Source organism: Streptomyces sp. NPDC090021, assembly GCF_044748225.1.
Lineage (GTDB): Bacteria > Actinomycetota > Actinomycetes > Streptomycetales > Streptomycetaceae > Streptomyces.
Genome location: NZ_JBIVFO010000001.1, coordinates 133,785 through 147,055, shown reverse-complemented (window position 1 = coordinate 147,055; position 13,271 = coordinate 133,785). Strand labels below are relative to the sequence as shown.

Here is a 13,271-nt window from a genome sequence, read left to right as displayed (position 1 = left end):
CGGCACGCATCCGTCGCCCCGCGGGGCCGGGCCCTCGACGCCCTGCTCACCGCCGCGCCGGGCCCCGGACCGCACGCCGTCCTCGACCACGCCTGCGGCATCGGAACCCAGGCACCGGGCCTGTCCGCGCCGGGCCACGAGGTCACGGGGACCGACCTGAGCCCCCGCGCCGCCGCCCGCGCCGCGCGGGAGGCCGCCGACCGCGGACTCGTCGTGCCCCACCTGCCGACCGCGCAGGACGTGCGCGCCGCCCTGGCCGAAACCCGGCGCGTCCCGCGGCCCGGCGGAGTGCTGCTGCTGTCCACCCGGCCGTACGGGGACCTGCTGCGGGCCGGTGACACCGGGACGCCCCGGACCTCGCGCGCCACGTACCGGGCGCTCAGGCGGGAGCGGACCGCGCGGTTCGCCCGGGAGGCGGGCCTGTGCGGCACCGCCTGGCACGCACCGGCGGACACCGGCTCCCACCAGCTGCTCCGCAACGCCGCCCGTCCCGGTCCCACTGGACAGGGTGCCTCGTGGGCCGGTCCGTTCCTGGACGCTGTGGTCACCGCGCCGGGCGGGCGGTCCGCACTAGGCTGGCGCGCCATGAGCACCAGTGATCACTCTGCCGTCCCCGTCCCCGTCCCCGCCTCCTTCGCCGTCACCGTGGCGGACGTGGAGCTGGAGCCGGAGGACCTCGACCCCGGGCAGATCGTCTCCGGCGATCCGGTGGTCACGGGCAAGGTCCTGTGGGAGTCGCCCGACGGCAAGCAGGTCCGCGGGATCTGGCAGATCACCCCGGGCGTGGTCACCGACGTCGAGGCGAACGAGCTGTTCGTGGTGGTCGGCGGACGAGCCACCGTCGAGGTCGAGGGCGGCGCGACCCTGGAGCTGGGCCCGGGCTCGGCCTGCGTCCTGCGGGAGGGCGACAGGACCGTGTGGACCGTTCACGAGACGCTCCGCAAGGCCTACCACATCAGCTACTGATCCCTTGGGGATCCGCGGGGTGACGCCGCGCGGTGAACAGGGCGAGCGCCGCCATCGGCAGCAGCAGCGAGGCCCCGACGGCGTTGAGCCAGCCGTAGCCCGCCTGGGACATGATCACGCCGGCGGCGGCTCCGCCGACGCCCGCGGCCGTGTTCATGGTGAGGTCGCTCAGGCCCTGCACGGCGGCCCGCGCCGCCTGCGGCACCGAGTCGGTCAGCAGGGCCGAGCCGGACACCATGCCGGCGGACCAGCCGAGGCCGAGCAGGAAGAGGCCGAGCGCGCTGCGGCCGTGGCTGGGCCCGGCCGTCCCCGCGAGCAGCGCCGCGACCGACAGCAGTCCCGCGGCGAGGCCGATCACGGTGAGCCGGCCGAACCGGTCCGCGAGCCATCCCATGAGCGGGGAGAAGGCGAACATTCCGGCGATGTGACCGCTGATCACCAGTCCGACGAGTTCCAGCCCGGCGCCGTGGTGGCCCAGGTCCACCGGGGTCATGACCATGATCGAGACCATGGTGGTGTGGGACACGGCGACGGTGAGGAGGGCGAGCCGGGCCCGCGGCGAGGCGCGCACGGCGGCGATCCCGGCGCGGATCGAGTGGCCCTCGCGGGCCCGCTCCTCGGGCGCGGCGAGTGCCCGCGCCGTCAGCAGCGGGTCGGGGCGCAGGAGTACGGCGATCAGCGTGCCGGTCAGCACGAAGACGACGGCGGCCCATACGAAGGGACCCGCCGTCTCGGGTATGGAGGTGCCGGCGAAGCTGCGGCTCGCCGGAGCGGACAGGTTGGGTCCGAGTACCGCGCCGAGGGTGGACGACCACACGACGAGCGAGATGGCCCGGGCCCGGCGGTCCGGGGCGGCGAGGTCCGCCGCGGCGAACCGGGCCTGGAGGTTGGCGGAGGAGGCGGCGCCGAAGGCGGCCATGCCGAGCAGCAGCAGCGGGAAGCTCCGGACCGTGGCGGCGAGGACGACGAGGCCCGCCCCGAGGGCGCCGATCCCGTACGCCAGGACCAGGCCGGGGCGTCGGCCGCGCGCGGTCATCAGGGCGGCGAGCGGCAGCGAGACCAGGGCGGTGCCGATCACCGAGGCGGTGGAGGCGAAGCCGGACAGTGCTTCGGTGCCGCTGACCTCGGTGGCGAGCACAGGGGCCAGGGCGATGCTGATGGGCACGCCGAGGCCGCCGAGAACCTGGCCGGCCATGAGCACCCGGGAGGTGCGCTTCCGCAGGCGTGCGAGGTCCGGGAGGGCGAGCGGTGGGGCGGGGCGGTCCGTGCCGGGCGTGGCGGTCACGCCGGACCCCGCCCTCGCGGGTGCGCGGTGCGGGTCGCCGAGGACGCGGTGGGGCCGGGTGCGGCTGCAGCAGTACTCACCGCCGCAGTGTGCCACCCCTTACCGCCCTGCGGAACCGGGCCGTCGCGGCGGCCGGTCCCGCAGGGCACGGCCGCCACGGGGGGCTCAGAACAGCGGCTGCGGAAGCACTCCCTCCAACGCGAGGAGCTGCCGCTTGGTCTCCAGTCCGCCCCCGAAACCGCCGATGCCGCCGTCGTTCTCCACGACCCGGTGGCAGGGCACCACCAGCGGCAGCGGGTTCGACCCCATGGCGTTGCCGACGGCCTGGGCGGCGCCGGGCTGGCCGACGCGGGCCGCCAGCTCCCCGTAGCCGACGACCGATCCGTAGGGCACGGAACGGTCCAGCTCCTGGAGCACCTGCCGGTTGAAGCCGGAGCTGAGGCGCCAGTCCAGCGGCAGGTCGAAGCGCCTCAGGGCACCGGCGAAGTACGCGGCGAGCTGGCGCACCGGCTCGGCCAGCAGCTCCTCCTCGCCCGGCGCGGGCCGCCGGGCGTCGGCCCCGAGCCGGGAGACCAGTGGTCCTGCCATCCGGTCGATCCGGTCCGGCCCGGCATGGAACTCGACCCGGACCAGCCCCTCGGGGGTGGCGGCCAGGAACAGGGGGCCGATGTCACTGGCGACGACGGTCCATTCGAGGTGCGGTCCGCGGGGCCGCTCGGTGCTGTCCACGCGTCCACGGTACGGCGCGCCTGCGACAACTCGCGGCCGTGCGTGGACTCAGAAGCCGCCGACCGCCTCCCGGACCACGTCCGGGGCGTTGGTGATGATCCCGTCCACGCCCATGTCCCGCACCTTCCGGGCGGTCGCCGCGTCGTCCACGATCCAGGTGTCCACCTCCATCGCCCGGCCGTGGGCCCCGAGCAGGCCGTGCACGGCCGCGACCCAGTCGGCGGAGATGGTGGTGTGCCAGGGGTTGATCCGGTCGGTGAACTCCGCGTACCGGGGCAGCTCCGCCACGGGCGGGGTGCCCAGGAACGCCGTCACCAGGTCGGGGCGCAGCCCGTGCACGATGCGCACGCAGTCGGCGCTGAAGCTCTGCACCACCAGGCGCTGCGAGACGTGGCGCGCGTCGAGCCAGCCCGCCTCGCCCAGCACCCTCAGGGTCTGCTCCTCGATCCCCGGGTAGAGCTCCGGCTTCTTGATCTCCAGCAGCAGCCGCTGCCGGTTGCGCTGCACCCGGTCGAGGTACTGGCGCAGCGTCGGTACGAAGGCGCCCGCGTACTCCTCGCCGAACCAGCTGCCCGCGTCCAGCCGGGAGATCTCGGCCGCCGTGAAGTCCTTGACCCGCCAGGGCCTGCGGTCGGGGAAGACCTGTTCGACGTCGGTGGTCCGGGCCAGGGTGTCGTCGTGGATCACCACCAGCTCGCCGTCCTTGGTGCGCTGCACGTCGTTCTCGACCCAGTCGAACCCCATGCGCATCGCCAGGTCGACCGCTTCCAGGGTGTTCTCCGGGGCGTACGCGGAAGCCCCCCGGTGCGCGTACACGACGGGACCCTCCAGGCCCAGCGGCCCGGCGGCGGATCCGGGGCCGGTGGCGGCGTAGGACGCCGTCCCGCCCAGCAGGGTGAGGGTGAAGCCCAGGACTGCGGCGGCGGCCGCGGCGGCGGGTCGGACGTACATGTGCGTTCTCCTCGGGTCGTGAGCCCTGTTCCTGCGTCAGACGGGCGCGGAGCGGCAGACGTTGTGGCGATGCACTTCACCGCGATCATGGGGTTGAAGATCACCGAGCCGCCACCGAACTACGACAAACGGACCAGAACGGATGACGTCGGCGCGGACCGGCGGGCCGGCCCGCAGCGCGCCTCGGCCCGGCGGGGAGACGTGAGTGTCGGTGGGGGGTCGTACGGTGGACTCATGCGGCCCGTATCGAAGATCGAACGCACGGTGGCGCCTTTCGAGGTCGTCAGCCCCTACCAGCCCAGCGGCGACCAGCCGGCGGCCATCGCCGAGCTGGAGAAGCGCATCCGTGCAGGTGAGAAGGATGTCGTCCTGCTGGGTGCGACCGGCACCGGCAAGTCGGCGACCACCGCCTGGATGATCGAGAAGCTCCAGCGCCCCACCCTGGTCATGGCGCCGAACAAGACGCTCGCCGCCCAGCTGGCGAACGAGTTCCGCGAGCTCCTGCCGAACAACGCCGTCGAGTACTTCGTCTCCTACTACGACTACTACCAGCCCGAGGCCTACGTACCGCAGTCGGACACGTACATCGAGAAGGACTCCTCGATCAACGAGGAGGTCGAGCGGCTGCGCCACTCCGCCACCAATTCCCTGCTGACCCGGCGGGACGTGGTCGTCGTCGCATCCGTGTCCTGCATCTACGGCCTCGGCACGCCGCAGGAGTACGTCGACCGGATGGTCGCTCTCAAGGTCGGCGAGGAGATCGACCGGGACCAGATGCTGCGCCGCTTCGTCGACATCCAGTACACGCGCAACGACGTCGCCTTCACCCGCGGCACCTTCCGGGTGCGCGGCGACACCATCGAGATCTTCCCGGTCTACGAGGAACTGGCCGTCCGCATCGAGATGTTCGGCGACGAGATCGAGGCCCTCTCCACCCTGCACCCGCTGACCGGCGAGGTCATCAGCGAGGACCGCGAGCTCTACGTCTTCCCCGCCAGCCACTACGTCGCCGGCCCGGAGCGCATGGAGAAGGCGATCAACGGCATCGAGGCCGAGCTGGCCGAGCGCCTCGACGAGCTGGAGAAGCAGGGCAAGATGCTGGAGGCGCAGCGCCTGCGCATGCGCACCACCTACGACCTGGAGATGATGCGCCAGATCGGCTCCTGCTCCGGCATCGAGAACTACTCGCTGCACATGGACGACCGCGAGCGGGGATCGGCGCCCAACACCCTCATCGACTACTTCCCGGAGGACTTCCTCCTGGTCATCGACGAGTCGCACGTCACCGTCCCGCAGATCGGCGCCATGTACGAGGGCGACGCGTCCCGCAAGCGGACCCTGGTCGACCACGGCTTCCGCCTGCCGTCCGCGCTCGACAACCGGCCGCTGAAGTGGGAGGAGTTCCAGGAGCGCATCGGCCAGACCGTCTACCTGTCGGCGACCCCCGGAAAGTACGAGCTCTCCCGCGGCGACGGCTTCGTCGAGCAGATCATCCGCCCCACCGGCCTCATCGACCCCGAGGTCGTGGTCAAGCCCACCGAGGGCCAGATCGACGACCTGGTGCACGAGATCCGCGAGCGGGTGGAGAAGGACGAGCGGGTCCTGGTCACCACCCTCACCAAGAAGATGGCCGAGGACCTCACGGACTACTTCCTGGAGCTCGGCATCCAGGTCCGCTACCTGCACAGTGACGTCGACACCCTGCGCCGCATCGAGCTGCTGCGCGAGCTGCGGGCCGGCGAGTACGACGTCCTGGTCGGCATCAACCTGCTGCGCGAGGGCCTCGACCTGCCCGAGGTGTCCCTGGTGGCGATCCTCGACGCCGACAAGGAGGGCTTCCTGCGGTCGGGCACCTCCCTGATCCAGACCATCGGCCGCGCCGCGCGCAACGTCTCCGGCCAGGTCCACATGTACGCGGACAAGGTCACGCCGGGCATGGAGAAGGCGATCGAGGAGACCAACCGGCGCCGCGAGAAGCAGATCGCCTACAACACGGCGAACGGGATCGACCCGCAGCCGCTCCGCAAGAAGATCAACGACATCGTCGCCACCATCGCCCGCGAGGAACTCGACACCGAACAGCTCCTCGGCACCGGATACCGGCAGTCGAAGGAGGGCAAGGGCGCCAAGGCGCCGGTGCCGGCGCTCGGTGGTCCCGCCCCCCACGCCCCGGCGGGTGCCAAGGGCGCCAAGGGTGTCAAGGGCGCCAAGGGAACGAAACCGGCCAGGGGCGGCACGGCGGCCGAGGTGCTCACCGACCGGCCCGCCGCCGAACTGGCCTCGCTCATCGAGCAGATGACCGACCGCATGCGCGCCGCCGCGGCGGAGCTCCAGTTCGAGGTCGCGGCCCGGATCCGGGACGAGGTCGGCGAGCTGAAGAAGGAGCTCCGGCAGATGAAGGAAGCGGGCCTCGCCTGAGTCCGGGGGTGTCAGTAGGGTTGGGTCACAGCCGCAGGAACACGCTGCGCACCAGTCAACTGGGGCGGGCTACGGAGAGGGGACGCGCGTGACGGTCAACATGACCAAGGGCCAGGCCATCAGTCTGCAGAAGTCGGACGGAGGGACGCTGACCGCGGTCCGGATGGGCCTGGGCTGGCAGGCGGCCAAGCGCCGCGGACTGTTCGGCTCGCGGACGCGGGAGATCGACCTCGACGCGTCGGCGGTGCTCTTCGCCGACAAGCAGCCGGTCGACGTGGTCTTTTTCCGCCACCTGCAGAGCGACGACGGCTCGGTGCGCCACACCGGTGACAACCTGGTCGGCGGCGTCGGCCAGGGCGGGGACGACGAGGCGATCCTCGTCGACCTCCAGCGCGTGCCGGTCCACATCGACCAGATCGTCTTCACGGTGAACTCCTTCACCGGCCAGACGTTCCAGGAGGTGCAGAACGCCTTCTGCCGCATCGTCGACGAGACCAACGGCCAGGAGCTGGCCCGCTACACCCTCGACGGCGGCGGCGCGTACACCGCGCAGATCATGGCCAAGGTGTCCCGCGTGGGATCCGGCTGGCAGATGACGGCCCTGGGCAACCCGGCCAACGGCCGGACCTTCCAGGACCTGATGCCGGCGATCCTGCCGCACCTGTAGCCGTACCGGAAGAAGAGAAGAAGGCACGGGGGAGGGGCTGCACGATGACGGCCGAACTGGTCCGGGGGCAGAACCACCCCGTGTCCCAAAGCCGGGTGGAGATCAGGGTCTCGGCGGGTACGCCCGTGCTGGCCCTGGCCTCGCTCGCCGACGAACAGGGCCGGCTCTCCGGCGGCGCGGCCCTCGCCCACCCGGGCGCCAGGTCCCTCCCGGGCGTGGACGCGCCGGCGGAACTCGCCGACCGGCACTCCTTCGCGGTGGACCTCGACGCCGTCGCGGCGGACGTCCACCGCGTCGGCGTGCTGCTCGTGCTGCCACCCGGCGGCCCGGTCCGCTTCGGAGCGGTCCCGGCCTCCCACGTGACCGTGGCCGCCGCCGACGGCGGCACCGAGATCGCCGGCTACACCCTGACCGGACTGGAAGCCGAGACCGCCGTGGTCGCCCTGGAGCTGTACCGGCGCCAGGACGCCTGGAAGGTCCGGGCCGTCGGCCAGGGCTACGCCGACGGCCTCGGCGCCCTGCTCGCCGACGGCGGGCTGTCCGTGCCGGCCGCCCGGGAGCTGGCCGCCACCGCCCTGCGCACGGCCGCCCCGGCGAAGGAGGCCGACGCGACGCTCGCCGCCATGCCCACCCTCGTCGGCGACCTGCGCGCCCCGCAGACCCCCGCCCAGGCGCCTGCTTCCGCCCCGGAGCCCCCGGACCCGATCCCGGTCCCCGGCGTCCCGTACGCCGGTACGCCCGGCCCCGCCCCCGGCGGTGACGGCTCCCCGCCCACGATCAGCTACACCCACCCGCGCCGCCGCCGCACCAGCAGTGAGCCGCCCGAGCCGGCCCCGCGGCCCGCCGCCGCGGCGGAGCCCGGACAGCCCCCGCGGCCGGTCGCCGGCGACGCCAGTGGCTGGTCCATGGACGAACGGCTCTACAACCAGGTCTGGGGCATGTTCGAGGACCTGGCCCGCACCGTCGCCGCCTACCGCAGCGCCGTGGAGTTCGCCGACAACCGCATGGACCGCGAGCTCGACGACGCCCTCTCCGACCCGCGCCACCGCCTGGGTGGATCCGGCGACGCCGCCCGCGACACCGCGCGGGCCCGCCGCGAGGAACTGGTCGCCCAGGCCCAGGCCGTCCTCGACCGGGACCTCGCCCAGCTGATCGCCGAGGCCGAGGTCGTCGAGCCCGCGCTGCCGGCCTCCTACGCCCGGTGGGACAACCCCGTATGGCACGGCCACCGCACGCCCGAGGAGGGGCCGCTCGCCCTGCGCCTGGGTGACCTGCACCTGCCCGAGCGGCCCGACCTGCGCATCCCCATGCTGGTCCGGCTCCCGCTGGAGCGCGGGCTGTGGATCGACAACGGCCGCACCGGGTCCGAGGCCGCGATGGCCATGGACACCGACCGGCTGCGCCGTGCCGCCATGGACATGGCCGTCGCGCACGCGGTGCGACTGCTCGCGGTCCACCCCGCCGACCGGTTCTCCGTCCACGTCATCGACGCGGCCGGGGCCGGCGCCGCCTCCCTGACACCCCTGGTACGGGCCGGGGTGCTGGCCGCGCCGCCCGCCGCCGGCGCCGCGGGGGTCACCCGCACGCTGGCCGAGCTGACCCGGCGGGTGGACCTCGTACAGATGGCGCTGCGGGCCGGAGCGCCCGAGGACCTGCCCCCCGACGTGGACACAGCCGAGCAGCTGCTCATCGTGCACGACTTCCCGCACGGCTTCGACGACCGGGCCGTCACCCAGCTGCGCTACCTCGCCGACGAGGGCGCGGCGGTCGGCGTGCACCTGCTGATGGTCGCGGACCGCGACGAGGCATCGGCCTACGGGCCGCTGCTGGACCCGCTGTGGCGCTCGCTGATGCGGCTGTCCCCGGTTCCGGACAACCACCTCGCCGACCCCTGGGTGCAGCACGCCTGGACCTTCGAGCCGGACGTCCCGCCGCCGGGCAGCCGGATCCTCGACCAGGCGCTCGACCGGGTGGCGGAGGCCCGGCGCACTACCCGCCCATGACCATCTTTTGGCATTCCCTTTACCTTCGCGGCCTTCGGCGGGTAAGCTCGTCCGCGCGGAGGGGAGTATTCCTGCTTTCCTGCTACGGCGTACCCGTCAATACGGACCATCACCGCGCACCCGAGCGCGGTCGGTCCCGGGGCGTCGGCCCACGGCCTCCAGGCCGTCCGGGTGGAAGAGACCTCCGGCAGCGATGACGCTGACGAAGTGCTGAGCCATCCGCCGGAGGCGTGTTCACCGTGGAAGTTTCCTGGGCCCTTTGGGTCGCGACCATTGTCGGTCTGTCCCTGCTCATCGGTGCCGATTTCTTCATCGGCCGCAAGCCGCACGACGTGTCGATCAAGGAAGCCGGCACCTGGACGGTCGTCTGGATCGTCCTCGCCGCGCTCTTCGGTGTCGGCCTCTGGTTCTTCGGCACGCCCCAGGCGTCCCAGGAGTTCTTCGCGGGCTTCATCACCGAGAAGTCCCTGAGCGTCGACAACCTCTTCGTCTTCGTCCTGATCATGGCGAAGTTCGCGGTGCCCTCCCACCTCCAGCAGCGCGTGCTGCTCGTCGGCGTGCTGATCGCACTCGTGCTGCGCGCGATCTTCATCGCCGCCGGTGCCGCGATCATCGCCAGCTTCAGCTGGGTCTTCTACATCTTCGGCGCGTTCCTGATCTACACCGCGTGGAAGCTGATCCAGGAGGCCCGCAAGGACGAGGACGAGGAGGAGTTCGAGGAGAACCGCCTCCTGAAGTCCGTCGAGAAGAAGTTCGGCGTCGCCGACCAGTACCACGGCACCAAGCTCTTCATCATCAACAACGGCAAGCGCGTGCTGACGCCGCTGATGATCGTCATGCTCGCCATCGGCACCACCGACGTGCTGTTCGCGCTGGACTCGATCCCCGCCATCTTCGGCCTGACCCAGGACCCGTACATCGTCTTCACGGCCAACGCCTTCGCTCTGATGGGTCTGCGCCAGCTGTACTTCCTCATCGGCGGCCTGCTGGAGAAGCTGGTCCACCTCAGCTACGGCCTGTCGATCATCCTCGGCTTCATCGGCGTCAAGCTGGTGCTGCACGCGCTGCACGAGTCCGGGGTGCACGTCCCGGAGATCTCGATCCCCGTCTCCCTGGGCGTCATCTGCGGTGTCCTGGTCATCACCACGATCACCAGCCTGATCGCCTCGAAGAAGCAGGCGACGGCCGAGGCCGCCGCCCGCACCGAGAGCATCGACGCCTGACCCGGCCCGCGGACCGCGTCCGCGGGCCTACACGGGGGCGGCCGCTTCGGCCGCCCCCCTGTCCGTTTCCGTCCCCGCGGTCCCCGTGCCCGGCCTCCTGCGCGCCGCCGCGGGGCTGGTCTCCGGCAGCAGCGCGAAGCAGGCCAGGCTGACCAGGGCGATCGCGGTCAGGTACGCCGCTACGCCCCACGGCGGACCGGAGCCGTCCGCCAGCGCCGTCGCCACGATCGGGGTCAGCGCCCCGCCCAGCACCCCGCCCAGGTTGTAGCCGACCGCCGCCCCCGTGCAACGGATCCGCGGGGCGTACAGCTCCGGCAGGTACGCGCCGACCACCGCGAACATCGTCACCATGCCCAGCAACGCCACCGCGAAGCCCAGCGTCATCAGCAGCGGGTCGGCCGTCCGCAACAGCGCCACCAGCGGGAACATCCACACGGCGCTGGCCGCGCACCCGGCCAGGCACAGCGGCCGCCGCCCGTAGCGGTCACCCAGCATCGCCAGGAGCGGTGTCATCAGCCCCTTGAAGGCGACGGCCGCCATGATGCAGGCCAGCATCGTCGTGCGGCCCACGGAGAGGTGCTGGGCGGCGTAGGCGAGGGACCACGTGGTGACCGCGTAGAAGACGGCGTAGCCCACCGCGAGGGCCCCGCCGGTCAGCAGGAGCAGCCGCCAGTGGCCCCGGAGCACCTCGGCGAGCGGGGCCTCGGCCCGGCGTCCGGTCGCCGCGAGCGCACGGAACTGCGGGGTCTCCTCCACCGAGCGGCGCAGCCACAACCCTGCCAGCGCCAGCAGCCCGGCCGCCCAGAAGGGCACGCGCCACCCCCAGGAGGTGAACTGGGCGTCGGTCAGCGAGGCGGACAGCCCCAGCATCAGACCGTTGGCCAGCAGGAACCCCACCGCCGGGCCGACCTGCGGGAAGCTCGCCCACAGTCCGCGCCGGTGCTCCGGCGCGTGCTCGGCGGTCAGCAGCACCGCGCCGCCCCACTCCCCGCCGAGCCCGAGGCCCTGGAGGAAGCGCAGCAGGAGCAGCAGCGCCGGTGCGACGATGCCGATCGTCCCGTACGTCGGCACGCAGCCGACGGCGACCGTGGCGAGGCCGGTGAGCAGCAGAGAGGCCAGCAGCACCGGGCGCCGGCCGTAGCGGTCGCCAATGTGGCCGAAGACGGCGGAGCCCAGCGGGCGGGCGAGGAAGCCCACGCCGAAGGTGCCGAAGGCGGCGAGGGTCCCGGCGAGCGGGGAGAAGGACGGGAAGAAGAGCGGGCCGAGCACGAGGGCCGCGGCCGTCCCGTACACGAAGAAGTCGTAGAACTCGATGGCGGTCCCGGCGAGCGCGGCGGCCGCGAGGCGCGGCATGCCCGGCCCGGAGCGGCCCCCGGCCTCAGCGGCCCGTGGGGCCGCAGGAGCGGGGGTGGCGGAAGGGGCGGGAGGCGGGGAGGGGTCCTGTGGCATGCGGCACCAGATACCGCCTCCCCGTCCGCCGGGACACGGGTTCGGCCGTCAACGACCGGAAGGAGTGCTCCGTGTCCGGAAGTTGACGCGTTGCCGTCCCTACCAGCCGCGCTCGCGCCACTCGGCGAGGTGCGGACGCTCCGCACCGAGCGTGGTGTCGTTGCCGTGGCCCGGGTAGACCCAGGTCTCGTCGGGCAGCTGCTCGAAGAGCTTGTGCTGCACGTCGTCGATGAGGCTCTTGAAGGCCTCCGGGTCGTCGTGGGTGTTGCCGACGCCGCCGGGGAAGAGGCAGTCGCCGGTGAACACGTGCGCGTGGCCGTGCGGGTCGTCGTAGATCAGGGCGATCGAGCCGGGGGTGTGGCCCACCAGGTGGCGCGCGGTCAGCTCGACCCGCCCGACGCGTACGGTGTCCCCGTCCGCGACCGGGACGTCGGTCGCGACCGGGATGCCCTCGGCGTCGTGGGCGCCCGCGTAGGTCCTCGCCCCGGTGGCCGCCACGACCTCCGCGAGTGCGCCCCAGTGGTCGCCGTGGCGGTGGGTGGTGACGACGGAGGCGATGCCGTCGTCGCCGATCAGGTTCAGCAGCGTCTGCGGTTCGGCTGCCGCGTCGATGAGCAGCTGCTCGTCGGTGGCCCGGCAGCGCAGCAGGTACGCGTTGTTGTTCATCGAACCCACCGCGACCTTGGAAATCATCAGGTCCGCGAGCTCGTGCACGTCGGCCGGACCGCCGACCTTGACCTCTCCGGTGTACGTCATGTGGTGATCCTAGAGGTGTGTGCCTACAGCGGCGGGAGGGCGGGCAGGGGGCCGCCCGTGGTGGTCAGGGCGGCGCCCTTGTCGCCGCGGCCGGCGAGCCAGGCGAGCAGTGCGGCCGGGGAGCCGGAGACGGTCACGGCCGGGTCCCCGGCGGAGCCGGTGCGCCAGGTGCGCCCGTCGGCGGTGGTCAGGGCCGTCGCGGGCACCTCCGGGCGGCCGGACCAGCGGTCGGCGAGGAAGGCGATCTCGCGGTCGGTGAACTCCTCCGGCAGGTCGGAGAGCTCGTAGCCGATGTTCAGGTCGACGTGGTGCAGGTCCACCTCGACCCAGCGGCGGAAGGGCACGTTCTCGGCCAGGTCCGTGACGCCGCCCCGCAGCTCGACGGTGCGGGACCAGTCCTGGTCGGGCTCGGTGGTGGCGAGGAAGCGGGCCGCGGAATCACGGAGGTCCGCCAGGTGTTCTTCCAGGGGCCGGCCGGCGTCGCGTGCGATGTCCGCGTCGCGTGCCTCGCCGCTCTCGTACATCGGGCGGCCCTCGAAGACGTTGAGGAGGGCGTCGGCGTTGCGCGCGAGGTGGGCCAGGATGTGACCGCGGGTCCAGCCGGGGAGGTGTGACTCCTCGGAGAGCGCGCCGTTGTCCAGTTTCGCGACCGCGGTCAGCAGTCGGTCCGTGGCTTCACGTACAGATTGCAGGTCGTGCACATGATCAGTCATGGCTTCGAGCCTAGTGCTCGGAGCCGACGGCCACACGATCGGGTGAAGCGGTCTACGGAGTGCCGTAAATCGAATGTGCGTGCTATACGCTCGGAAGTCAGACTCCATCCC

Annotated in this window: 11 protein-coding genes; 5 read left to right on the top strand and 6 right to left on the bottom strand. The window is 72.4% G+C overall.

Annotated elements, in window-relative coordinates:
• The first annotated feature begins 585 nt into the window (after positions 1-585).
• Positions 586-966, top strand: a complete 381-nt coding sequence (locus ACIPXC_RS00695; protein ID WP_401612019.1) for a cupin domain-containing protein — start codon at positions 586-588, stop codon at positions 964-966.
• Here ACIPXC_RS00695 and ACIPXC_RS00690 read toward each other — a convergent pair.
• From ACIPXC_RS00690 to ACIPXC_RS00680, 3 genes are all read right to left on the bottom strand, one after another.
• Complete coding sequence (locus ACIPXC_RS00690) at positions 956-2,161, bottom strand: MFS transporter (protein WP_401612017.1); 1,206 nt, start codon at positions 2,159-2,161, stop codon at positions 956-958. The two genes, ACIPXC_RS00695 and ACIPXC_RS00690, sit on opposite strands and share 11 nt — an antisense overlap.
• A gap of 255 nt (positions 2,162-2,416) precedes the next feature.
• Complete coding sequence (locus tag ACIPXC_RS00685) at positions 2,417-2,980, bottom strand: methylated-DNA--[protein]-cysteine S-methyltransferase (protein ID WP_401611782.1); 564 nt, start codon at positions 2,978-2,980, stop codon at positions 2,417-2,419.
• Positions 2,981-3,028: 48 nt separating this feature from the next.
• Positions 3,029-3,931, bottom strand: coding sequence for a glycerophosphodiester phosphodiesterase (locus ACIPXC_RS00680; protein ID WP_401611779.1), 903 nt, complete (start codon positions 3,929-3,931; stop codon positions 3,029-3,031).
• Between the two features lie 234 nt (positions 3,932-4,165).
• On the opposite strand from ACIPXC_RS00680, the gene uvrB reads away from it, so the two are divergent.
• The 4 genes from uvrB to ACIPXC_RS00660 all read left to right on the top strand — a co-directional run bounded on the left by uvrB (position 4,166) and on the right by ACIPXC_RS00660 (position 10,242).
• Positions 4,166-6,349, top strand: coding sequence for an excinuclease ABC subunit UvrB (gene uvrB, locus ACIPXC_RS00675; RefSeq protein ID WP_401611776.1), 2,184 nt, complete (start codon positions 4,166-4,168; stop codon positions 6,347-6,349).
• 88 nt (positions 6,350-6,437) lie between these two features.
• Positions 6,438-7,016, top strand: coding sequence for a TerD family protein (locus ACIPXC_RS00670; protein WP_030963805.1), 579 nt, complete (start codon positions 6,438-6,440; stop codon positions 7,014-7,016).
• 44 nt (positions 7,017-7,060) lie between these two features.
• Positions 7,061-9,019, top strand: a complete 1,959-nt coding sequence (locus tag ACIPXC_RS00665; RefSeq protein WP_401611774.1) for a TerD family protein — start codon at positions 7,061-7,063, stop codon at positions 9,017-9,019.
• A gap of 239 nt (positions 9,020-9,258) precedes the next feature.
• Positions 9,259-10,242: a TerC family protein gene (locus tag ACIPXC_RS00660; RefSeq protein ID WP_401611772.1), complete on the top strand. Its 984-nt coding sequence runs from the start codon at positions 9,259-9,261 to the stop codon at positions 10,240-10,242.
• A 27-nt stretch (positions 10,243-10,269) separates the two neighbouring features.
• Here ACIPXC_RS00660 and ACIPXC_RS00655 read toward each other — a convergent pair whose 3' ends face one another.
• From ACIPXC_RS00655 to ACIPXC_RS00645, 3 genes are all read right to left on the bottom strand, one after another.
• A complete protein-coding gene (locus tag ACIPXC_RS00655) occupies positions 10,270-11,595 on the bottom strand; it encodes an MFS transporter (protein ID WP_401611769.1) in 1,326 nt (441 codons plus the stop codon).
• A 195-nt stretch (positions 11,596-11,790) separates the two neighbouring features.
• Positions 11,791-12,447, bottom strand: a complete 657-nt coding sequence (locus ACIPXC_RS00650; RefSeq protein ID WP_030963993.1) for an MBL fold metallo-hydrolase — start codon at positions 12,445-12,447, stop codon at positions 11,791-11,793.
• Between the two features lie 23 nt (positions 12,448-12,470).
• A complete protein-coding gene (locus ACIPXC_RS00645) occupies positions 12,471-13,160 on the bottom strand; it encodes a maleylpyruvate isomerase family mycothiol-dependent enzyme (RefSeq protein ID WP_401611767.1) in 690 nt (229 codons plus the stop codon).
• Positions 13,161-13,271: the final 111 nt, after the last annotated feature.